Origin of the sequence: Streptomyces sp. NPDC051286, from assembly GCF_044455345.1 — a bacterium.
In the GTDB taxonomy this organism is placed as follows: Bacteria; Actinomycetota; Actinomycetes; order Streptomycetales; family Streptomycetaceae; genus Streptomyces.
The window spans coordinates 31,938-53,254 of the sequence record NZ_JBITER010000021.1 but is presented as its reverse complement, the minus strand read 5'-3'; the positions used below and the strand labels follow the sequence as shown (position 1 = coordinate 53,254).

The following is a 21,317-nucleotide window of genomic DNA, read 5'->3' as shown; positions in this document are numbered from 1 at the left end:
CACAGGGACGATGACTTGATGTCCCCGAACGACGCCTTTCGTACCCTCGACCGGCAGGAGTGCCTGCGCCTCCTGGCCAAGGTACCGGTCGGCCGTGTGGTCTACACCCGACAGGCACTGCCCGCAGTCCTCCCCATCAACTTCTCCCTGGACACGGACGCCTCCGTCCTGCTGTGCACATCGCCGGACTCCGACCTCGCACACGCCATTGACGGCGTCGTAGTCGCCTTCGAGGCGGACGAGTTCGACGCGGCAGCCCGGTCCGGCTGGAGCGTGGTCGTCACCGGACGGGCCACCGTGTTGACCGATCCCGCCGAGCACGATCAGCTGTCGCAGACCGGCCCCAGCTCCTGGATGCCCCTGCGGGACGCGGTGTTCGTACGGATCAAGTCCGAGATGGTCACCGGACGCGAGCTCAGGGGAGTGCTCGGCACGCAGTGAGGTGCAGCCCGCAGCGACCGCGGGCTCTGACTGCGGCCGCGCGCGGGCACAGGCGCGTCCCGACGGCGCGAAGTCACTCCGTCGGCCCAGTACCCATATGACCGACCGCCGACTGCAGACCGCGAGGGAACGAAGTCATGGGATGTCCGCAGCAGGCCGCCTGGGCATGGCGTTCAAGGCGCAGGGCGGACAGCCGTGGCGCGGGTGGCACACCGGTGTCCACCCGGATGCTTCCCGCGGACCCATGGCTGTTACGGCCTGGTCCACTCTCTATCGTGCACCAGGCCGTAAGAGACCGTGTACTCAGCTCGTTTCGGTATCGGTTGCAGGCGGTGTTGCGCGACGAACGGCGCAGTGCCCGGGTGCTCGCGGAGTGCGGCCGCCGTCCGGTCCGTAGCCGAATCTGATCAGTATGTGCGGATGACACCGCTTGTGTCCCGGAAGGGCCGTCGCCGCCCGCAGGTCGGGCCATTCCATGGCCTGATGCAGGAGTGACGTGCGCAGCCCGTGGGCGGTGGCCGTGAGCAGGACGTACTGCAGGGCCTGGCCCGCCCGCAGCCAGTCCTCCCGCCGGTCATGGGACGTCCACAGCAGGGCCACCTGAACGTGGCGTTCGAACCACAGGGCGGGTAGGCGGAGGGCAGGCAGCGCGCCGGTGAGGTCCCGCACCGGCATCCGCGCGGCCGCGTCGGGCGGGCCGAGGGCGGTGACGGGTATGCCGTAGGGGGTGTCTGCTCCCGGGGCGGTGATCCAGGTCCGGGTTTCGGCGGTGCGCCCCGGGTGGGCGTGGTTGCGTGCCTCGGCCGCGGCGGTCAGACGGAGCAGCCGCCGTGTTCCTGCGATGGCCGGCACGTGCAGGCGTGCGCCGGCGGCATGCGCGGCCGACGCCATCTCCGCCACGATCGGCTCGGGCACCGGTCGGCCGGTGAACGGCATCCGGCTGGTGTGGCGCCGCGCGATGGCCTCATAGAGGCCAGGGGCCGACGGCTGGTCGTCCGCGCCGAGTCGACCGGTCAGTCGTACGGTGGCCAACAGCCCTGATTCGTGCGGATCCGGCAGCAGTCTCACCTCCGGCCGCCAGCCCTGGTCGACGGCGGCGAGCCGGAGGTTGAAGACCGCGGCGCCCACGGACAGATACTGGGCGCGGTGCATCGGGTCGGTCAGCGGCAGTGTTCGCTCCGGCGCCGAACGGACCTCCACTGCCTGGCTGTCGGGGTCCAGGCGGAAGCGCCAGGGCTGTGTGTTATGGATCGACGGGGCTGCCACGGCCGCCGTCAGGAGCGACTCCACGGTGGCGGCGTCCAGTGGGGCTTGGGTACGCATGATGCCTCTCTTCTCTTCGTCGTGGCCACGGGTCAGGTGGCGGGCAGGGCGGTGGCCAGCAGGACGACGCCGAGCGAGCCGACGAGGGAGACGACCGCCAGGATCCGGGCAAGTTCGGAGTGGCCCTTCGCGTGGGCGATGCCGTGGCCGCCCGCGGCGAGCATCACCACTACGAAGAGGGCGAGTTTGGCCGCCAAGGTACGGCCGTAGCCGGGTTCGGTGAGCGAGGCCCCGGTGACGCCCTTGTGCCAGGCCATGGCCCAGCCGGTGGCCACCTGCGTCGGCAGGAACACCGCCCCGGTCAGCATGCCGAACCGACGGCCCGCCGCGGCGGTGAAGCGGTCCTTGGCCTCCGGTGCGAGCAGGTGGCGGGCCAGCGGCAGGATCACCAGGGAAAGGGCAAGTTGGCCGCCGACCCAGAGGGCGCCGCCGGCCACGTGTACGAACCGCACCAGGGACCACAGGCCAACGGTGTCCATCAGTCGCTCACCTCCACCATGCCCATGGCCCCGGCTTCGGCGTGACGCGAGTCGTGGTCGATGAAGGAGTAGGGGACGGCCTCGGGAAAGGTGGTCTGGACGAACCAGCCCTGGGCCGGGGCCAGGTCGAGCACCTGCGATCCTCTGGAGTCACCGGGTTTCGGTGAGTAAGTGCCTTCCTTGTAGACGGCGTCGAAGACAGTACTGACGACGTGGAAGGCGGTGCCGTCGCGCGGTCCGGCGGCGACCACCCAGAAGCGGGCCCGTTCGCCGGCCTTCAGCGTCAACGGTGCCTTGGCGCACTGGGCGGCGGCGCCGTTGAACACCCAGGCGTCCGGGGTTTCCTGACTCATCTTCGCCACTTGGGCCGCGCTGCCCGGCGTGCCGAGGTAGAGCTCGGAGGAGACCAGCACGTACTCGTGGTCGACCGTCTTCCGGCCCATGCGGACCAGTACCACCACGTGCGCAGCGACCGCGGGCTGCCCGAAGGCGGCCACCTGGTGCAGCAGGTCCTGCGCGGCGGCGGTGTCCAGCTCCCTCGGGTTGCGGTCGGGCACGGCCTCGGCCCGGCAGTGCAGACAGGCCAGCGGGCAAGCCCGGGTGAACTCCCAGTTGACGATGAACGGCCGCTCCCCCGCGTCGTGCCGCTGGCGGCGGATGGCACGGGCGGCTGTGCTCACCCCACAGCCCCTCCCAGCGCCCTGAGGCTGTTTCCGGCCGCCCTGGAGTCAGGGCAGACGAAGCGGGCGGCCGGCCGATAACCGGCCCAGACCGTGCGCAGCACCCATGAGGGGCGACGTCGGTGCAGGCCGCACAGACGCTGGTTGCAGTAGTACACGGATACCTCCGGATCGGTCGCTGATCAGCATGCGGAGTCGGGACCGACCGGCGCGGCGGCCGACCGGTCCTTCCCGGTGGGCCGACAGTCCCTCGATCCGGCACTCGTGCCAGGGCCGGACGGTCCGTCGGCACGGATGCATCGCGCCAGGTGCAGGGGCACACCCACCCCCGGCCGACCGCACCCCAGCGCCTGGACCATTGCCGAAACCCCCGCCGGAGGCCACCTGTGAGCTCGCTGCCCGCAACGATTCCCGCCCTCGTGCGGACGCGCGTCTGGGCGGCCGTACGCCGTCCCGCCCGGCTCACATCCGAGGTGAGCAAGGCGCGCATTCTGCTGCTGCGGCTGTGCTCGCTGCTGCTGCAGTAACCGGACGCCGAACTCACCGCTGCCCGACGGGTATTGAAGGCTACCGTCGAGGCACTGCCGTCCTCGCCTGCCGCCGAGCGCCCGGCCGCCTTCGTCACGTGGTTCACCGGGCAGGAGCCCAAGGCGCTGGAACGCTATTACGTCGAGATGTTCGTCTGCGCCGCAAGATCAGCCTCTACCGGTCGTTGACACGGCCGAGCCCTTCACGCACGGTCAGCCCGGCCACCAACAGGTCGGGACCGATGCCTCTGGCCGCGGCCGCGGCCCCGCATCCCCTGCGCATGTGCCTTCCAGATCCCGTTCCAGTCCGGCGATGACCTCGGTCAGCGGCGCGGTGCCCAGGAAAGCCGCCAGCAGTGCGACCGCGTCACGCAGTTCCCCCGCCCCCAGGCCGTCCTTCACTTCGCCCCTCATGAACGGCACTGTGCGATGGAGCACTTCAGCAACCCCACACCCGTTGGCTCCGCAATCAGGGCCGAACGGCCCTGCCACGACGGCCCAGTGGGCTCTGCGCCCGCAGTTCGAAGATGCGTCACCGTAGCGAAATGGAGTTCACGCCGGTCGGACAGGGAGGGATGCACGCATGCTGAAACGGAACGGCAGAGTGTTGTGGTGGCGCTGGCGGCGCAATCCGCTCAAACGCCGCTCCGACACCGCCGAAGCCTGGATCGGTGTGGCAGCGACGGCGATACTGCTGCTCGCCACGCCGACTGTGGGCGTCGTGACGGCTGGTGTCGCCGAGCGCTCGGCGCTCGACGAGGCCCGAGGACTGCATCGGGTCACCGCGCACCTCATGGAGGACGCTCCCCCAGCGCTGTCACGGTTCTCCGTGGCGGCGACCGACAGCCGTGTGCGAGCGACCGTACGGTGGACAACGCCCGGCGGCTCCCCCAGGTCCGACACCGCCTCCGTAGCAGCGGGTAGCAAGGTTGGCTCTCCCACCACGGTGTGGCTCGACGACGTCGGCCGTGTCCAGCCCGCGCCGCCCACCCCCGCCCAGGCCAAGTCGCAAGGAGCCGCCCTCGGTGCGGCCTCGGCAGCGGGCACGGGCGTGCTGGTGGTGGGCGTCTGCTGGGCCGCCCGGCGACGACTGGACAGGCACCGCGGGGTGCAGTGGGACCGTGCCTGGGCCGCGTTCGACGCGCGCCGTGGCCACCGGCACGCGTGATGCGGTTTACGAGGCGTACCGCCGCACCGTCCCCGCATGGCGGCCCCGTCCGGACGCCCTGGCGGCCGGACGCGTCCCGGGCTTCCTCCCGGCGCAGGGTCGGGGCCGCGAACGCATCCGGTTCCACCCGGACGGTGAGGGCTGACGCTCCCGGGCCTCCTGCCCCCGACGGAGGCCCGGGGCCTTCAGCGCATGAACGCAGGTTGAGGCCGCGCGGCTCCCCGAAGCGGACGGGACGGGGGAATGGAGCACCGCGCATGAGACGCCCCGGCCCACGGCGACGGTACGACGGGGCGTGGTGGCTTCCTCGCGCAGTGCGGTCCCGCAGGCCCCATGGTCAAACCAATCCGGTCAGCCGTCCCAGGTCCAGTCGGCGACCTCGGGCAGATCGGTGCCGTGCTCCCGGATCCAGTCGTGGTGGCGCAGCCGGGCGTCCTCCATCCGCTGGCGCACGACAGCGGCACGGACGGCGAGCCCCGGGACGCGGTCGATGACGTCCATGACCAGCCGGTAGCGGTCCAGGTCGTTGCGCACCACCATGTCGAACGGGGTGGTTGTGGTGCCGATCTCCTTGTAGCCGCGCACGTGCAGGTTCCGGTGCCCGGTGCGCCGGTAGGCGAGCCGGTGGATCAGCCACGGGTAGCCGTGGTAGGCGAAAATGACCGGCTTGTCGACGGTGAACAGGCCGTCGTACTCGAAGTCGCTCATCCCGTGCGGGTGTTCCTCGCTCGGTAGCAGGCGGGCGATGTCGACGACGTTCACCACGCGCACCGCCAGTTCTGGCAGGTGTCGGCGCAGCAGCTGGGCGGCAGCCAGCACCTCCTGGGTCGGGACGTCGCCCGCGCAGGCGAGCACCACGTCCGGTTCACGGGTGCCGTCCCCGGTGCCGGCCCAGTCCCAGATGCCGGCGCCGCGCGCGCAGTGGACCTTGGCCTGGTCCATCGACAGCCAGTCGAAGCAGGGTTGCTTTCCGGCGACGATCACGTTCACGTAGTCGCGGCTGCGCAGCGCGTGGTCCGCAACGGACAGCAGGGTGTTGGCGTCCGGCGGTAGGTAGACCCGTACCACCTCCGGGCTCTTGTTGAGGATGTGGTCGACGAAACCGGGGTCCTGGTGGGAGAAGCCGTTGTGGTCCTGCCGCCACACGTGCGAGGTGAGCAGGTAGTTGAGGGAGGCGATGGGGGCCCGCCAGGGCAGCCGTCGGGTGACGCGCAGCCATTTGATGTGCTGGTTGACCATCGAGTCGACGATGTGCACGAACGCCTCGTAGCAGGAGAAGAGCCCGTGCCGGCCGGTCAGCAGGTAGCCCTCCAGCCAGCCCTGGCAGGTGTGTTCGGACAGGATCTCCATCACCCGGCCGTGCCGGTCCAGGTGTTCATCCACGGGCAGGGTCTCGGCCTGCCACGCCTTGCCGCTGGCCGCGTAGACGGCCTGAAGGCGGTTGGAGGCGGTCTCATCGGGGCCGACCAGGCGGAAGTCGCGCCGGTCGGCGGTGGATCGCATGACGTGTTCGAGCAGGTCGCCCAGGACGCGGGTGGGTTCGTGGAGGGTCGCGCCGGGCTTGTCGACTTCGACGGCGTACGTCTCAAGCGGTGGCAGGGGGAGTCCGCGCAGCAGCAGTCCGCCGTTGGCGTGCGGGGTGGCGCCGAGCCTGCGGTCGCCTTCGGGAATGCAGGCCAGCACCTGGGGACGGGGGTGGCCGTGTTCGTCGAACAGTTCCTCCGGGCGGTAGGAGCGCAGCCATGCCTCCAGCTGCCGCAGGTGGTCGGGGTTGTCGCGGACGGCAGCCAGCGGGACCTGGTGGGCGCGCCAGGTGCCTTCGACCGGCAGGCCGTCGACCTCGGCCGGACCGGTCCAGCCCTTCGGGGTGCGCAGCACGATCACGGGCCAGCGCGGGCGCTCGGTGGCGCCGTCCTGGCGGGCGGTGCGCTGGATTGCGGCGATGCGGTGCAGCGCGCTGTCCATGGCGCAGGCCATGGAACGGTGGACGGCGGCCGGGTCGTCGCCCGTGACGTGGATCGGGTCGTGGCCATACCCATGGAGCAGCGCGTCGAGTTCCGTTTCAGGGAGCCGGGCGAGCACCGTCGGGTTGGCGATCTTGTAGCCGTTGAGGTGGAGGATCGGCAGGACGGCGCCGTCGTGCACTGGGTCCAGGAACTTGTTGGAGTGCCACGAGGCGGCCAGCGGGCCGGTCTCCGCCTCGCCGTCGCCGACGACGCAGGCGACCAGCAGGTCGGGGTTGTCCAGGGCGGCGCCGTAGGCGTGCGACAGCGAGTAGCCCAGTTCGCCGCCCTCGTGGATGGATCCGGGTGTCTCGGGCGCTACGTGGCTGGGCACGCCGCCGGGGAACGAGAACTGCTTGAACAGCCGTCCCATGCCTGCCGCGTCCCGCGTGATGTCTGGGTAGGTCTCGGAGTACGAGCCCTCCAGCCAGGAGTTGGCGACCACGGCAGGCCCGCCGTGGCCCGGCCCCCAGATGCACAGGGCGTTCAGGTCGCGGGCCTTGATGACACGGTTGAGGTGGGTGTGCACCAGGTTCAGCCCGGGGGAGGTGCCCCAGTGGCCGAGCAGCCGCGGTTTGACGTGCTCGGGCCTCAGTGGCTCGGTCAGCAGGGGGTTGGCCATGAGGTAGATCTGGCCGACGGCCAGATAGTTCGCGGCGCGCCAGTGGGCGTCCAGCGTCCACAGCTCTTCGTCGGAGAGCTGGGCGGGCGCCTGCTGCGTGTCGACGGACATGAGGAATCCCTTCTTCCACAACAGATGGTCCGGCAGGTCCGCAATGCTTTCCACCCTCCCCCACCCGACCGGCGCCCGCCAGGGGGCTCACCGCGACACACCGGTTCACGGAGACCGGACCGCTCGCAAAGCTGAGAGAGGATCTGCACTCTCCTTCTGCAGTGGCGCGTCAGTCGTGTGCGACGACGGCGACGGGGGCGGTGGCGTGATGCAGGACGGCGTGGGTGACAGTGCCGATGTGGGCGCCGACGGAAGAGCGGCGGATGCGTCGGCCGACGACGACCAGGGAGGCCTCCCGAGAGGCGTCGATCAGGAGGTTGGACGGGCTGCCGTAGCGGGACTCCGCCACGATCTCGACGTCGGGGAACTTCTGCCGCCAGGGGCGCAGTTCCTCGGTCAGGACGGTGGAGTTGACCTCCGCCAGCTCCCGCTGGACCGCGGCCTCCAGGGCCATGCCGTAGGCGTAGTAGGGCGGCGGGTTCCAGCCGTGCACGACGCGCAGCGGCACGTTCCGGCGCGTGGCGGCGTCGAGGGCGAACCCGATCAGCGCCTCGTCGGGGCTGCCGACGTCGAGTCCCAGGACGACGGGGCGGAAGGGAGCGGCGGTGGACGGGATGCCGCCCTTGTCCATCTCGTGCTCGTCGGTGGCCTGCTCTCCGGCGCGGACCAGGACGACGGGTCGCTCGGTGGACGCCACGGCTGCGAGGCCGACCGAGCCGACCAGAAACCCGCCGAGTCCGCCCAAGCCGCGAGAGCCGAGGACGAGCAGTTCGGCGTCCTGCGCGACGCGGGCCAGGGCCTCGGCGGGCCTTCCGGTGACGTGTTCGGTGGTCACCTCGACGCCGGGGTGGCGCAGCCGCAGCCCTTCGGCGGCCTCGCGCGGCACCCTCTCGGTCCAGTGCTGTTGGGTCTCGACGCCGAGGAGCGGGGCCTGGGCCATGGGCCCCGGTACCGGTTCCCAGACCTGAACGAGCCTCACCGGTAGTCCGCGCAGCTTCGCCTCGCGGGCAGACCATTCGGCGGCAGCCCGGCTCTCGGGCGAGCCGTCGAAACCTACGGTAATGGTACGGGGCATAATCTCCACCTCCTGAATCGGGGACCCGAAGGGACCCGATTCCAGCGTCGTGTTCAGGGGGTCTTTCGGGGTAGGGGCCATTGGTCCTTCAGCCGGGCCGATGGGCCTGCGCAGTGCTCGGTGCGACGGTCCCCGAACGAGCGGCCGTCGCACCGTGGGCTTTCAGCGCAGCCAGGTGTGGTCGCGGACGATCGGGAGCCGCGCCCACAGCCGGCCCAGGCCCCAGGTGGCACCCGCGCCCGCGGCCGCCACGGCGATCAGTGCCACCGCGTAGATGACGTGGTAGTCGGCGAAGGGATTCGTCGACATGCTCGGCGACCCGTCCGACAGGTGCTTGGCCGGCGGCCACTCGGCGATCCACATCAACACCATCATCGCCGTGCCCGCCACCGCCGCCGGCCGCAGAGCCACACCGGCCATGACGGCCACGCCGATGCCGAGCAGGCCCAGCATGAACAGCCAGTCCGCCCAGGCGTCACCGGCCCACGAGTGGAACGTCGACTCCATCGGCCCGGCGGCAACGGAACCGAGGAAGCCCCTCGTCGGCGACCCGCCGTCGATCCAGCCCTTGCCGGACGCGGTCGCGTAGCCGAAGCCGAAAGTCTTGTCCAGGAACGCCCACAGGAAGACGAACCCGGTGAGTAGACGCAGGGACGCCAGGGCGTAGGCCCCCACGGCGTGGGTGTCGGTGCGTGCCGACACGGCGATCGCGGAGCCGGTACGGTTCCTGCGGAAGGACAGGTGGAAGCCGGGACTCCGGTGAGGGTGCTCGTGCACGGCCATGGCGGTGATCCCTTCGGGGGTGTCTGGTCGTTGTCCTGACGCTCCTCACTCTTGTCGCGGGCGCCGCGCACCGCCGGATGCCGAAGGTCTGCGGCCATTTGGCTGAAGGTCCCTTTCTGCGGGGCCCATTGGGCGAACGCATTGTGCACGGCACACGTGGGACCTTGTGGGCATTTCGCGGATCACGCCCCCGGCTGGAGGGATGGCGGCGCTCCGGAGGATCGTGAGGGCGAAAGGCGGCGCATGACCGACGGCTCGGACGGGCACATTCCCGGGTGGCACCGCCTGGTGCCTGGCCTCGCCGCGCTTCTCGGCTATCGGCGTGCGTGGCTGAAGGGCGACCTGCTGGCCGGAGTGACCGTGGCGGCCTACCTCGTGCCGCAGGTCATGGCGTACGCGGGTGTGGCGGGGCTGCCACCGGTTGCCGGGCTGTGGGCGATCCTGCCGGCCCTGGCGCTGTACACGCTGTTCGGTTCCTCGCGCCTGCTGTCGGTCGGTCCCGAGTCGACGACCGCCCTCATGACGGCCACCGTGGTCGGCCCGCTCGCCGCGGGGAACTCCGGCCGCTACGCCTCGCTGGCGGCCGCCCTCGCGGCCACAGTCGGGCTGCTGTGCCTCGTGGCGCGGACGGTGCGGCTGGGCTTCCTCGCGGACCTGCTCTCCCGTCCCGTCCTGATCGGCTACCTCGCGGGCTTGGCCCTGATCATGATGGTGGACCAGGTGCCCAAACTCACCGGGGTGAGGACTACCGGCTCCGGGTTTTTCCCCCAACTGTGGTCGTTCGCCAGCCATCTGACGGACGTCCACCGGAGCACCGTCGTCTACTCGGCCGCCGCGCTCGTCTTTCTCTTCCTGGTGACCCGTTACGTCCGTGCGCTGCCCGGGCCGCTGCTCACCATGGTCCTCGGTACGGCGGCCGTGGTGGCCTTCGACCTCGACGACCGTTACGGCATCAAGGTGATCGGCAAGGTCCCCTCGGGGCTGCCGGACCTCGCCCTGCCGGACCTGAGCGAGCTGCCGCACCTGGTGCTGCCCGCTCTCGGCGTGCTCCTGGTCGCCTACACCGACTTCATCCTCACCGCACGGGCGTTCACCGGCCGCGAGGCAGATGAGCCCGGGCTCGACGCCAACCAGGAGTTCCTCGCCCTGGGCGCGGCTAACCTGGGCGCCGCTGCCCTGCACGGCTTCCCGGTGAGCAGCAGCGCCAGCCGCACCGCCCTCGCCTCCTCTACAGGCGCCCGCAGCCAGGCGTACTCCCTGGTCGCCGGGGTAGCGGTACTGGCCGTCCTGCTCTTCCTCAGCCCCCTCCTGACCCGCACCCCCTCCGCCGTGCTGGGCGCGCTCGTCGTCTACGCCGCCGTGCGGATGATCGACCTCGCGGGCTTCCGCCGCCTGGCGTCCTTCCGCCGCCGCGAACTGCTGCTCGCGCTCGGCTGCCTGGCCGGGGTGCTCGCCCTGGACATCCTGTACGGCGTGATCGTGGCTGTGGGCCTGTCGGTCGCCGAGTTGCTGACCCGGGTGGCCCGCCCGCACGACGCGGTGGAGGGGCTGGTGCCCGGCATGGCGGGCATGCACGACGTGGACGACTACCCCCAGGCCCGCACGATTCCCGGTCTGCTGGTCTACCGCTACGACTCGCCGCTGTTCTTCGCCAACGCGGAGGACTTCCGGCGCCGTGCGCTGGCCGCGGTCGCCCGACAGACCGATCCCGTCCACTGGTTCGTCCTCAACACCGAGGCGAACGTTGAGGTCGACATCACTGCCCTCGACGCGGTCGACGAACTGCGCCGCGAACTGAACGGCCGCGGCATCGTGTTCGCCCTCGCCCGGGTCAAACAGGACCTGCTGGACGACCTGAAGGCGTACGGTCTCGCTGGCTCGGTCGGGACGGATCTCATCTTCCCGACGCTTCCGACGGCGGTTGCCGCCTACCGTCGGTGGCTTGAGGCCCGGCCCGGCTAACGGCCTGGTGCACGATAATGAGTGGATCAGCGAGCGGCGTCATGCGGCTTCGAATCCAAGGCGGAGGAGGGAGGCGACGCGAAGGGAGTCCCCCCATGCCTCAGGGCTATGGGGGAGTCGTCGACTGACGACAACGCCGGAGGCGGAGTCGCATGACGCCGGGAGCCCACTCGCTATCGTGCCCCAGGCCGTAACTCCGGTCGCAGGTCAGCCGCCGCCGCTGGAACCCTGCCGGCCGGACGGATCAAACTCTGCCTCGGGACGGGGTGGCCCGTGCTCCCGGCGGGATGGCCCCTCGTCTGCTCTCGGCCGCCACACGCTGGAGTTGCCAGGTTCCGACACCCGTCCGGGAGGCAGGCCATGAACACCCCGAGCACGCTGGAAGCGCTGCCCGCCGAGCACCGGCAACGGCTTCTGCGTGTCGCCCGGGAGGTGTCCTTCCCGCAGGGAAAGCGCCAGTTCAACGAGAGTGCCAACGCGAACCGCTTCTGGATCATCCGCACCGGCTCGATCGAACTCGACACGCATGTGCCCGATCGCCGCAGCGCCGTCGTCGAGACCCTCCGCGACAACGAACTCGTCGGCTTGTCCTGGCTGTTCGCACCGCACGTGTGGCATCTGGGTGACACGGCGACGACACCGGCGCGGGCCTACGAGTTCGACGGCGTTGTCTCGACGCTCCGCGGAGCGTACAGCTGATCCGCGGAGCGCCCCGCCCAGCCCTCCTCCACGGGCACCCGCCAGGTCAGCGTGGTGCCGCCGCCGTCGGCCGGGCTGGACAGCTCCAGCTTTCCGCCCAGTTGCTGGGCCCCGGGGCTTCAGCGCCCTTCCTACCTCTGCTGGTCCTGGACCTGGGTGGCTATGACCGCGGCCTGGACACGGCGCTCCACGCCAAGTTTGGCGAGCAGGCGGGAGATGTGGTTCTTCACCGTCTTCTCGGCGAGGTACAGCCGCTGGCCGATCTGGCGGTTGGTGAGGCCCTCGCCGATCAGGGCGAGGATATCCCGCTCCCGCTCGGTCAGACCGGATAGGGCGTCCGGCTCCTCCTCCTCCTGCTGCCGCCCGCCCCGAAGACGGGCCATCAGCCTGGTGGCGGCGCTCGGATCCAGCAGTGACTGGCCGCGGGCCACGGTGCGTACTGCGGACACCAGGTCTGACCCTTGAATCTGCTTCAGAACGTATCCGGACGCGCCCGCCATGATCGAGTCCAGCAGCGCCTCCTCGTCGTCGAAGGAGGTCAGCATCAGGCAGGCCAGCTCCGGCATGCGCGAGCGCAGCTCCCGGCACACGGTCACGCCGTCACCGTCGGGCAGCCGGACGTCCAGGACCGCCACCTGCGGGCGCAGTGCGGGGACGCGCACCAGCGCCTGCTCCACGGTGCCGGCCTCGCCGATCACATCGATGTCCGGCTCGTCGTTCAGCAGGTCGCGCACTCCACGTCGTACCACCTCGTGGTCGTCCAGCAGGAAGACCCGGATCGGGCTGTCGGGGCCGGGCTGCTTGCTGTCTGCCATCATTCGCTCCCTGGTTCCGCGTTCCTCGTCGATGTCCACTTGGACGTATCGGTCTCCGTGCCGGGAGCTTTCCCGGATCCGGACCGAAGGGCCAGGGCCAGTCGGCCCTGTTTCCACAGGGCCTCCCGCAGCCAGAAGAAGTGGTGCCGCGCGGGGACGAACTGGCGGGCCGGACACGTCCACGTCGCGGACCACGCCCCCTGGCGGCTCCCGGCAGCCGGTCGGACCCACACTGCCGAAGGGCGAGTCCGGCGGCCCTGAATGGGGAGGCCCTATGGCCCCGTTCCCGGGGCCTGACAGCCCTGGGCCCACGCCGGTCCTCGCAGAAGTCTGAAGTCGCTGCCCAACGATCGAAGGAGCGGAGCAGATGACTGCGAAGGACACCGGCACCCACATCACCTCCACCGTCGCAGTACAGGTGCGAGCGGCAGGCGATGTGGACGAAGAAGCGCTCGCGTACGTTCGGACCAAGGTCGGCACGGCCCTCGACCGGCCCGGAGTTCCAGACGTCAGCGGCGAGGTGAGGATCGCGAAGGCAGCGGCGCACCACGAGGGGCAGCCCTGGTCTGCCGGGGCCGAGTTCGTCGTGGGCAACACTCTTGTGGTCGTGCACGCCCAGGAGGCGACGGCACATGAACTGGCGGACCGGCTGCAGGACCGCATCCGCAGCCAGATGACTCGGGTCCTGCACCGCAAGGAGGCGGCCCGCAGGTCGGCCACTCCCCCGCCGTGGCGCGGTGGCCAGGCCATCAGCGGGCGGGATTAGAGTCTCCCGGCCGTCCGGTGCGAGGCGGGTCGGCCGTCCACCAGGTACGTCTGGCCCCTGCGCCGCCGCGCAGGGTGGCTGAAGGAGCGGCGAGGCGGCCGGTAGGTGCCTCGAGGTAGCGGCACTGTCACCCAGCGGGGAGCAAGGTCTGCCTGTCTCCCGCTCGCACCGTGAAGGAGGGAAGCGCCATGAAGACGCGCACCGTCGGCGAAGTCATGACCAGCGAGGTCGTCTGCGCAAGCCCGCAGACGCCGTTGGACGACGTGGCGGCGTTGCTGGATCGGCACCGTATCCGCGCACTACCGGTCGTCGACCACGATGACAAGGTGGTCGGGGTGGTCTCCGGCGCCGATCTCGCGCACGGCCCTGTGGCCACGACCGCGGGAGAGCTGATGACGACCCCGGCGGTCACCATACATCCGGAGCAACGTGTGTCGGATGCCGCACGGCTGATGGAACGTCAGGTCGTCGACCGTCTTCCCGTGGTGGATGAGGAGGATCGCCTCATCGGTATCGCCACCCGCCGCGACCTGCTGCGGGTCTTCCTGCGTACGGACGAGGAGATCCGTCAGCAGGTGGTGGAGGCGGTCCTGGTCAGCGCACTGGGCCTGCCACCCTGCGCCGTCACCGTTTCCGTCCGGGACGGCATGGTCATGCTGGAGGGACGCCTCCACCACCGTAGTGACATCCCTCTGGCCGTTCGGTCAACCTGGCGTGTGGAAGGCGTCGTCGGTGTAGTCAGCAGGCTCGGGTTTGACATCGACGACTGCCGCCCTGCGCAGCCGGCTGCGCACTGAATCGCCATCGTCGACCCGCTGCTCACCGCGGACCTGCCCCGGCGCCGGCCGCCAACAGCAGCCTCGACGCGCTCACCCACGCCATCGAGGCGTACGTGTCGCGTACGCCAACGGCTTCACCGACGGCCTCGCCCTGCACACGATCCGCCTGATCTCCGGCAACCTCGAGGCGGCGGTGAACAACCGCACGGGCCGCCCGGACGCGCGGGAGAAGATGCACAAGGCGGGCACCACCGCGGGCATGGCCTCCTGCAACGCCTTCCTCCGCATCGTCCACGCCATGTCGCACACCCTCGGCGCCCACCTTCCACATCGCACAGGGGCGCACCAACGCCGTCCTACTGCCGCACGTCATCCGCTACAACGGCACCGTTCCGACCAAGCTGACGGGCCGGCCCAGGTACGAGAACTACCGGGCTCCGGAACGCTTCCAGGACATCGCCCGCGCCCTCGGCCTGCCCGCCGCCACCCGCAGAAGGACGTGGAGCCGCTGGCCTGCGCAGTGGAGCGGCTGCGCAACGCCGTGGGCATCGAGCCGTCCTTCCAGGCCCTCGGCATCGACGAGCGATCCTTCCTCGACGCGCTGCTCCAGCAGGCCCTGAACGCCTACGAGGACCAGTGCGCGCCCGCCAACCCGTGGATGCCCATGCTCGATGACATGCAGGACATCCTGCGCACCGCCTACTACTGGGGTGGGCCGGCCGGACGCGGACGAGGGCCGAACGGCCCTGGTATGAGGAGCTCTGGTGCGGTTCCAATGACCTGGTCGAGCCTGCCCGTGGGGCCCACTTCACCCGGGTGCCACGGAGAGGCAGCCGTCCACGGCTCGACTCGAAACACGACCACTTACATGCCGTAGCGGCGCGCCTCGGCCGTCACCACGGCGACCGGCCACGCGACAGCATCCGCGCGTCGGCCGAAGACACACCACAGTGATCAACGAAACCGTACGGAAGCCTGCCATGACCATCGACCACGCCCAGACCTTTCCTGCCGGACCGCGCCGGAGCGTCGAGTTCGACAGCGAGGAAGCCTTGCGGCTGCTGGGCAGCGTGTCCTTCGGGAGGATCGTCTTCACTCGTCACGCGCTGCCGACCATCCGGCCAGTGAACCACGTCTTGGACAACGGCGACATCGTCATCCGCACGCACGAGGGCGCGGCGCTGACCTCGCGCACGCGGCAGACCGACGGCCGGGGCGTGGTCGTCGCCTACGAGGCCGACGCCATCGACCCGGACATGCACCTCGGTTGGAGCGTGATGGTCACCGGTTACGCCCAACTGGTGACCGAGCCGGGCGAACTGGCCCGCTACCGCGCACTGCTCAACCCCTGGGTGAACCAAACCATGGACTATGCGGTCCGTATCCGCCCGGACTTGATCAGCGGCATCCGACTCACCGCCGCGAACGCCTGATCACGGTCCCGCGACCAGCGAAGCAGAGTCTCCCGCTCCTCGTCGGTCAGAACCACTTCGGCCCTCGGCCGTCCCGTGCGCGTCACAGGAGAGGAAGTCCCACCACCTTCCCGGTGAGCGGGAACCACCACCTGCGCCGGGACGCCTCCGGGCGACGGCTCCGTTCCGTGTCGGCGGGCCCGTACGGCGCACGTGTCCGGTCGGGTGGTCAGCGGCTCCCGTACACCGGCTGCGGGGGCTCGGACTCCGCGAGCAGCTTCAGTGCCGTCTCGCCGGCCTCCGCCGGGGTCCAGCGGGCGCCCTTGTCAGCCGTCGGGCCGGAGCGCCAGCCCTCCATGACGGTGATCCGGCCGGCCTCGGCCTCGAAGACGCGGCCGGTGACCCCGGCCGAGGCGGCGGAGCCCAGCCAGACAACGAGGGGAGAGACGTTGTCCGGAGCCATCGCGTCGAAGCCGGCCCCTTCGGGGGCGGCCATCGTCTCGGCGAAGGTCTGCTCGGTCATCCGGGTGCGGGCGGCGGGGGCGATCGCGTTGACCTGGACGCCGTAACGGGCCGTCTCGGCGGCGGCGACGAGGGTAAGGCCGACGATCCCGGCCTTGGCAGCGGCGTAGTTGCCCTGGCCGACGCTGCCCAGCAGGCCCGCGCCGGAGCTGGTGTTGACCACCCGCGCCACGGGCCCGCGTCCGGCCTTGGCCTCCGCCCGCCAGTGCGCGGCGGCGTGCTTGAGCGGCAGGAAGTGGCCCTTGAGGTGGACGCGCACGACGGCGTCCCAGTCGTCCTCGTCGAGGTTGACCAGCATGCGGTCGCGCAGGAAGCCCGCGTTGTTGACGAGGGTGTCGAGGCGGCCGAATGTGTCCAGGGCGCTGGCGATCAGCGAGGCCGCGCCGTCTGCGGTGGCGATGTCGCCGCCGTGGGCGACCGCCTCCCCACCCGACACCGTGATCTCGTCGACGACCTGCTGGGCCGGCCCCGCGCCGCCTCCGGTGCCGTCCAGTCCGACGCCGAGGTCGTTGACGACGACCTTGGCGCCCTCGGCGGCGAAGGCGAGCGCGTGCGCGCGGCCGAGCCCGCGGCCGGCCCCGGTGACGATCACGACGCGTCCGTTGCACAGTCCTGTCATGGTGGGTGCCTTTCGGTGAGTGATGAGCAACGAGTGATGGGCGATGAGTGGGTCGTCAGTGGTTGACCGTGGCCGCGTCCAGGAAGGACGGACGTTCCCCGCCCCCGTGCACGAGGAGGCTGGCACCGCTGATGTACGCGGCTCGGTCGGAGGCGAGGAAGACACAGGCGTCGCCGATGTCGGCGGGTTCGGCGAGCCGGCCGAGCGGCACCGTGCGGCCGACGGAGGCGATGCCGTCCTCGTCCCCGTAGTGCAGGTGGGACAGTTCGGTGCGCACCATGCCGGGGACGAGCGTGTTGACCCGCACCAGCGGCGCCCATTCCACCGCCATGGACCGGGCGAGGTTGTCCAGGCCCGCCTTGGCGGCTCCGTAGGCCGCGCTGCCCGGTGAGGGGCGGGTGCCGCTGACGCTGCCGATCATGATGATGGCCCCTCCCCCACGCTGATGGCGCATCACCTCGTACGCGGCGAGGGAGGCGGTCAAGGGGGCGACGAGGTTCAGCTCGACGATCCGGGCCTGTTGCTCGGCTCCCCCGTCACCGAGCATCCGGAACGGTGTTCCCCCGGCGTTGTTGACCAGGACGTCCAGCCTTCCGTGGTCGCCGCGCACCCGGTCGAAGAAGTCCGCGACGTCGGCCGGGGCGCGCAGGTCGACGCGGAGGAAGCGGGCTGTGCGCCCGGCAGCCTCGATGGGCTTGTCGGGGGCCCGTCGTGCGCAGGTCACGACCTCCGCGCCGGCTTCGAGCAAGGCCCGGGCGATCCCGGCGCCGACGCCCCGTGTGCCGCCGGTGACGACGGCGACGGATCCCGAGAGATCGATGGTGACTGCCAAGGGACACCTCCCGCAGCGCGCGAACCGCTGCTATGTTCTGCCTAACAAACGTTTGGTGGAAAGGTAGCTGATCTGCTCATGGGTGTCTCCACCTCCGCCCCGGACGAGGGCGTCGCCGTCGTCACCGTCGATTTCCCTCCGGTCAACGCCCTCCCCGTACAGGGCTGGTACGACCTCGCCACCGCGGTACGCGTGGCGGGAGCCGATCCCGGGGTGCACTGCGTCGTGCTCACCGCCGAGGGCCGCGGCTTCAACGCCGGCGTCGACATCAAGGAGATCCAGCGCACAGCCGGCCACGGCGCCCTCCTGGGCGCCAACCGCGGCTGCTACGAGGCCTTCGCCGCCGTCTACGACTGCGAGGTGCCGGTGGTCGCCGCCGTGCACGGCTTCTGCCTCGGCGGCGGTATCGGCCTGGCCGGCAATGCCGACGCGATCGTCGCCTCCGACGACGCGACCTTCGGCCTGCCCGAGCTGGACCGGGGCGCACTCGGCGCGGCCACGCACCTGGCCCGGCTTGTCCCCCAGCAGCTGATGCGCGCCCTGTACTACACCTCGCGCACGGTCACCGCCGAGGAGCTGCACCGGCACGGCTCCGTCTGGCGGATCGTCCCGCGCGAGCGGCTGCTCGACGCGGCACTGGAACTCGCCCGGGAGATCGCCGCCAAGGACGGACAGCTGATCCGGCTCGCCAAGGCCGCGATCAACGGCATCGACCCGGTGAACGTCCACCGCAGCTACCGCTTCGAGCAGGGCTTCACCTTCGAGGCCAATCTCAGCGGCGTCGCCGACCGGGTCCGCGACACGTTCGGCAAGGACGACGCCATCGACACGGAAGAGGAGCAGCAGCCGTGAGCAGGGACAAGACAATGACCGCCGAGGAGGTCGTGGGCCGGCTCCGGAGCGGGATGACGATCGGCATCGGCGGCTGGGGCTCCCGGCGCAAGCCGATGGCGCTGGTACGGGCATTGCTGCGGTCCGACGTCACCGATCTGACCGTGGTCTCGTACGGCGGCCCGGACGTCGGGCTGCTGGCCGCGGCCGGGAAGATCCGCCAGCTGGTCGCGGCCTTCGCCACGCTCGACTCCATCCCTCTGGAGCCGCACTTCGGCGCGGCCCGGCAGCGTGGTGCCTTCGAGCTGGTGGAGCTGGACGAGGCCATGGTCATGTGGGGCCTGACCGCCGCCGTGCACCGGCTGCCCTTCATGCCCATCCGGGCCGGGCTCGCCTCGGACGTCATGACCGTCAACCCGTCGCTGCGGACGATCACGTCCCCGTACGGCGACCGCGAGGAGCTCGTCGCCGTCCCTGCGCTGCGCCTGGACGCCGCGCTGGTCCACCTCAACCGTGCCGACGCGCACGGCAACGGCCAGTACCTGGGCCCCGACCCGTACTTCGACGACCTGTTCTGCGAGGCCGCCGACACCGCGTACGTCTCCTGCGAGCGGATCGTGGAGGCCTCGGAACTGCTCGAGGACGCGGGACCGCAGTCGCTGCTGCTCAAGCGCGCGTTCGTCGACGGCGTCGTCGAGACTCCGAACGGCGCGCACTTCACCTCCTGCGCCCCCGACTACGACCGGGACGAGACCTTCCAACGCGCCTACGCCCGGGCGGCCCGGGACCCGGAGGCATGGCGGGACTTCACCGCCCGGTTCCTGTCCGGCGACGAGGACGCCTACCGGGCCGCGGTCGCGGCGTTCCACGAGGAGGAAGCATGAGCGGCACCGACACGACCACGACGGCCGCGACGGCGACGCGGGCCGAGTACTGCGTCGTCGCCTGCGCCGAGGCATGGCGGGGCGCGGGCGAGGTCCTGGCCAGTCCGATGGGCACCGTCCCGATGATCGGCGCCCGCCTCGCGAAGCTCACGTTCTCCCCCGACCTGCTGCTGACCGACGGAGAGGCGCTGCTCGTCGCCGACGTGCCCGCGGTCGGCGCCGCGCCCCGGGTGGTGGAGGGCTGGCTGCCGTACCGGCAGCACCTGGCCCTGGTCGCCACCGGGCGCCGGCACGTGATGATGGGCGCGAGTCAGCTCGACCGGTACGGCAACCAGAACATCAGCTGCATCGGCGACTGGGCGCAGCCGAAACGCCAGCTCCTCGGCGTGCGCGGCGCGCCGGTGAACACCTTGAACAACCCGACCAGTTACTGGGTCCCCAAGCACTCGGCGCGCGTCTTCGTCGAGCGGGTCGACATGGTCTCCGGCGTCGGCTATGACCGGGCCGCCGCGACCGGGCCCTCCGCGACCCGCTATCACTGCGTCCCGGACGTCATCAGCGACCTGGGCGTCTTCGACTTCGAGACCCCGGACCGCACCATGCGGCTGCGCTCGCTGCACCCCGGCGTCACCGTCGAGGAGGTCCTGGCGGCCACCGGCTTCGCGCTGACCGTCCCTGACGAGGTGCCGTACACCCGCGAGCCCACCGCCGAGGAACTGCGGCTGATCCGCGACGAGATCGACCCGAAGGGGCTGCGCGACCGGGAGGTCCCCTCATGAGCGACGTCACGATCGCCACCCCGCTCACCGAACTCGTCGGGGTGCGGCACCCCGTCGTGCAGACCGGGATGGGGTGGGTGGCCGGTCCCCGCCTGGTCTCGGCGACCGCCGACGCCGGCGCGCTCGGAATCCTGGCCTCGGCGACGATGACCGTCGAAGAGCTCCGCTCCGCGGTGCGCGAGGTGAAGTCCCGTACGGGCGCGCCCTTCGGCGTGAATCTGCGCGCGGATGCCGGGGACGCGACCGAGCGCGTACGGATCATCATCGACGAGGGCGTGAAGGTCGCCTCGTTCGCGCTCGCGCCGTCCCGCGAGCTGATCGCGCGGCTCAAGGACGCGGGGGTCGTCGTCATCCCCTCCATCGGAGCCAGGAGGCACGCCGAGAAGGTCGCGGCGTGGGGCGCCGACGCGGTGATCGTGCAGGGCGGGGAGGGCGGCGGCCACACCGGCAGCGTCGCCACCACCGTCCTGCTCCCGCAGGTCGTGAACGCCGTGGACATCCCGGTCGTCGCGGCCGGCGGATTCCACGACGGGCGCGGCCTGGTCGCGGCGCTCGCTTATGGCGCGGCCGGGATCGCCATGGGCACGCGTTTCCTGCTCACCTGCGACAGCACGGTCCCCGACGCGGTGAAGGCCCGTTACCTCGCCGCGGCGGTCACGGACGTCACCGTCACCACGAAGGTGGACGGACTGCCGCACCGGATGCTGCGCACGGAGCTGGTCGACGCGCTGGAGCGCTCGGGCCGGGCCGCCTCGCTGTCGCGGGCGGTCCGGCACGCCGCGGCCTTCCGGCGGGAGACCGGCATGAGCTGGGCGCAGATGGTCCGTGACGGCCTGGCGATGAAGCATGGCAAGGACCTGACGTGGAGCCAGATCCTGCTGGCCGCCAACACCCCGATGCTGCTCAAGGCGTCCATGGTGGAGGGCCGTACCGATCTGGGCGTGATGGCCTCCGGACAGGTCGCGGGGCTGATCGACGACCTGCCGTCCTGCGCCGAACTCCTCGACCGCCTCATGGCCGAGGCGCAGGCCGCGATCCGCGCCCTGCCCGCCACGGGCTGACCGCTGCTCCCTCACGGAAGGCCTTGGCCTGGACGCCCGGACCCTGGCGAAGCTCCGCGCGAGACCGGTGCGGTAGACAGGCCCCACACACATGTCCGCCGGGGTGAGGGAACCCCGGCGGACACATCTTTTGAACGACTTCCT

Annotated in this window: 23 protein-coding genes and 1 pseudogene; 14 read left to right on the top strand and 10 right to left on the bottom strand. The window is 70.9% G+C overall.

Annotation, left to right across the window (positions count from 1 at the left end):
• Positions 1–18: 18 nt before the first annotated feature.
• Positions 19–441: a pyridoxamine 5'-phosphate oxidase family protein gene (locus tag ACIBB8_RS21745; RefSeq protein WP_398954469.1), complete on the top strand. Its 423-nt coding sequence runs from the start codon at positions 19–21 to the stop codon at positions 439–441.
• 303 nt (positions 442–744) lie between these two features.
• Here ACIBB8_RS21745 and ACIBB8_RS21740 read toward each other — a convergent pair whose 3' ends face one another.
• The 3 genes from ACIBB8_RS21740 to ACIBB8_RS21730 are packed head-to-tail and all read right to left on the bottom strand — an operon-like array spanning position 745 to position 2,923.
• Positions 745–1,764 (bottom strand): Acg family FMN-binding oxidoreductase, encoded by a 1,020-nt coding sequence (locus ACIBB8_RS21740; RefSeq protein ID WP_398954467.1) that lies wholly within the window; start codon positions 1,762–1,764, stop codon positions 745–747.
• Between the two features lie 32 nt (positions 1,765–1,796).
• Positions 1,797–2,243 carry a hypothetical protein gene (locus ACIBB8_RS21735; RefSeq protein ID WP_398954465.1) on the bottom strand — a complete coding sequence of 149 codons (447 nt, stop codon included), beginning with the start codon at positions 2,241–2,243 and terminating at the stop codon, positions 1,797–1,799.
• Positions 2,243–2,923, bottom strand: a complete 681-nt coding sequence (locus tag ACIBB8_RS21730) for a hypothetical protein (RefSeq protein ID WP_398954462.1) — start codon at positions 2,921–2,923, stop codon at positions 2,243–2,245. The genes ACIBB8_RS21735 and ACIBB8_RS21730 overlap by 1 nt, the downstream gene beginning before the upstream one ends.
• Positions 2,924–3,309: 386 nt before the next feature.
• On the opposite strand from ACIBB8_RS21730, the gene ACIBB8_RS21725 reads away from it, so the two are divergent.
• Both ACIBB8_RS21725 and ACIBB8_RS21720 read left to right on the top strand, forming a co-directional pair.
• The gene (locus tag ACIBB8_RS21725) at positions 3,310–3,450 is read left to right on the top strand and encodes a hypothetical protein (RefSeq protein WP_398954461.1); all 141 of its coding nucleotides are present in this window, start codon (positions 3,310–3,312) and stop codon (positions 3,448–3,450) included.
• 33 nt (positions 3,451–3,483) lie between these two features.
• Complete coding sequence (locus ACIBB8_RS21720; protein ID WP_398954459.1) at positions 3,484–3,639, top strand: hypothetical protein; 156 nt, start codon at positions 3,484–3,486, stop codon at positions 3,637–3,639.
• Between the two features lie 24 nt (positions 3,640–3,663).
• Here ACIBB8_RS21720 and ACIBB8_RS21715 read toward each other — a convergent pair whose 3' ends face one another.
• Positions 3,664–3,864: a hypothetical protein gene (locus tag ACIBB8_RS21715; protein ID WP_398954457.1), complete on the bottom strand. Its 201-nt coding sequence runs from the start codon at positions 3,862–3,864 to the stop codon at positions 3,664–3,666.
• A gap of 169 nt (positions 3,865–4,033) precedes the next feature.
• On the opposite strand from ACIBB8_RS21715, the gene ACIBB8_RS21710 reads away from it, so the two are divergent.
• Entirely contained in the window at positions 4,034–4,618 is a 585-nt protein-coding gene (locus ACIBB8_RS21710) for a hypothetical protein (RefSeq protein WP_398954455.1), read from the top strand.
• Positions 4,619–4,969: 351 nt separating this feature from the next.
• Here the strand turns inward: ACIBB8_RS21710 and ACIBB8_RS21705 are convergent, their stop codons facing one another.
• The 3 genes from ACIBB8_RS21705 to ACIBB8_RS21695 all read right to left on the bottom strand — a co-directional run bounded on the left by ACIBB8_RS21705 (position 4,970) and on the right by ACIBB8_RS21695 (position 9,212).
• Positions 4,970–7,354: a phosphoketolase gene (locus ACIBB8_RS21705; protein WP_398954612.1), complete on the bottom strand. Its 2,385-nt coding sequence runs from the start codon at positions 7,352–7,354 to the stop codon at positions 4,970–4,972.
• Between the two features lie 169 nt (positions 7,355–7,523).
• Positions 7,524–8,429, bottom strand: a complete 906-nt coding sequence (locus tag ACIBB8_RS21700; protein ID WP_398954453.1) for a universal stress protein — start codon at positions 8,427–8,429, stop codon at positions 7,524–7,526.
• 162 nt (positions 8,430–8,591) lie between these two features.
• Positions 8,592–9,212: a hypothetical protein gene (locus tag ACIBB8_RS21695; protein WP_398954451.1), complete on the bottom strand. Its 621-nt coding sequence runs from the start codon at positions 9,210–9,212 to the stop codon at positions 8,592–8,594.
• Between the two features lie 243 nt (positions 9,213–9,455).
• Between ACIBB8_RS21695 and ACIBB8_RS21690 the strand changes: the two genes are divergently transcribed.
• Together ACIBB8_RS21690 and ACIBB8_RS21685 are read left to right on the top strand one after the other, a co-directional pair.
• Positions 9,456–11,174 (top strand): SulP family inorganic anion transporter, encoded by a 1,719-nt coding sequence (locus tag ACIBB8_RS21690; protein ID WP_398954449.1) that lies wholly within the window; start codon positions 9,456–9,458, stop codon positions 11,172–11,174.
• A gap of 360 nt (positions 11,175–11,534) precedes the next feature.
• A pseudogene (locus tag ACIBB8_RS21685) lies at positions 11,535–11,843 on the top strand (cyclic nucleotide-binding domain-containing protein); the annotation flags it as partial.
• Positions 11,844–12,004: 161 nt separating this feature from the next.
• Here the strand turns inward: ACIBB8_RS21685 and ACIBB8_RS21680 are convergent.
• Positions 12,005–12,688: a response regulator gene (locus ACIBB8_RS21680; RefSeq protein WP_398954448.1), complete on the bottom strand. Its 684-nt coding sequence runs from the start codon at positions 12,686–12,688 to the stop codon at positions 12,005–12,007.
• A 367-nt stretch (positions 12,689–13,055) separates the two neighbouring features.
• Between ACIBB8_RS21680 and ACIBB8_RS21675 the strand changes: the two genes are divergently transcribed.
• The 4 genes from ACIBB8_RS21675 (at position 13,056) to ACIBB8_RS21660 (ending at position 15,666) form a co-directional block, all read left to right on the top strand.
• Positions 13,056–13,454, top strand: coding sequence for a hypothetical protein (locus tag ACIBB8_RS21675; RefSeq protein WP_398954446.1), 399 nt, complete (start codon positions 13,056–13,058; stop codon positions 13,452–13,454).
• A gap of 188 nt (positions 13,455–13,642) precedes the next feature.
• Entirely contained in the window at positions 13,643–14,251 is a 609-nt protein-coding gene (locus tag ACIBB8_RS21670; protein WP_398954444.1) for a CBS domain-containing protein, read from the top strand.
• A complete protein-coding gene (locus tag ACIBB8_RS21665) occupies positions 14,208–15,110 on the top strand; it encodes an iron-containing alcohol dehydrogenase (RefSeq protein WP_398954442.1) in 903 nt (300 codons plus the stop codon). Before ACIBB8_RS21670 ends, ACIBB8_RS21665 begins: the two co-directional genes overlap by 44 nt.
• A 103-nt stretch (positions 15,111–15,213) precedes the next feature.
• The gene (locus ACIBB8_RS21660; protein ID WP_398954439.1) at positions 15,214–15,666 is read left to right on the top strand and encodes a pyridoxamine 5'-phosphate oxidase family protein; all 453 of its coding nucleotides are present in this window, start codon (positions 15,214–15,216) and stop codon (positions 15,664–15,666) included.
• A 208-nt stretch (positions 15,667–15,874) separates the two neighbouring features.
• On the opposite strand, the gene ACIBB8_RS21655 is transcribed toward ACIBB8_RS21660, so the two are convergent.
• Both ACIBB8_RS21655 and ACIBB8_RS21650 read right to left on the bottom strand, forming a co-directional pair.
• A complete protein-coding gene (locus tag ACIBB8_RS21655; RefSeq protein WP_398954437.1) occupies positions 15,875–16,786 on the bottom strand; it encodes an SDR family oxidoreductase in 912 nt (303 codons plus the stop codon).
• Positions 16,787–16,841: 55 nt separating this feature from the next.
• Complete coding sequence (locus tag ACIBB8_RS21650) at positions 16,842–17,618, bottom strand: SDR family oxidoreductase (RefSeq protein WP_398954435.1); 777 nt, start codon at positions 17,616–17,618, stop codon at positions 16,842–16,844.
• A gap of 78 nt (positions 17,619–17,696) precedes the next feature.
• Between ACIBB8_RS21650 and ACIBB8_RS21645 the strand changes: the two genes are divergently transcribed.
• The 4 genes from ACIBB8_RS21645 to ACIBB8_RS21630 are packed head-to-tail and all read left to right on the top strand — an operon-like array spanning position 17,697 to position 21,173.
• On the top strand, positions 17,697–18,470 hold the full coding sequence (locus ACIBB8_RS21645; RefSeq protein WP_398954433.1) for an enoyl-CoA hydratase family protein: 774 nt from the start codon (positions 17,697–17,699) through the stop codon (positions 18,468–18,470).
• A gap of 14 nt (positions 18,471–18,484) precedes the next feature.
• Positions 18,485–19,333 (top strand): CoA transferase subunit A, encoded by an 849-nt coding sequence (locus tag ACIBB8_RS21640; protein ID WP_398954609.1) that lies wholly within the window; start codon positions 18,485–18,487, stop codon positions 19,331–19,333.
• Complete coding sequence (locus tag ACIBB8_RS21635; protein ID WP_398954431.1) at positions 19,330–20,112, top strand: CoA-transferase subunit beta; 783 nt, start codon at positions 19,330–19,332, stop codon at positions 20,110–20,112. The genes ACIBB8_RS21640 and ACIBB8_RS21635 overlap by 4 nt, the downstream gene beginning before the upstream one ends.
• A complete protein-coding gene (locus tag ACIBB8_RS21630) occupies positions 20,109–21,173 on the top strand; it encodes an NAD(P)H-dependent flavin oxidoreductase (RefSeq protein ID WP_398954429.1) in 1,065 nt (354 codons plus the stop codon). The genes ACIBB8_RS21635 and ACIBB8_RS21630 overlap by 4 nt, the downstream gene beginning before the upstream one ends.
• Positions 21,174–21,317 lie beyond the last annotated feature (144 nt).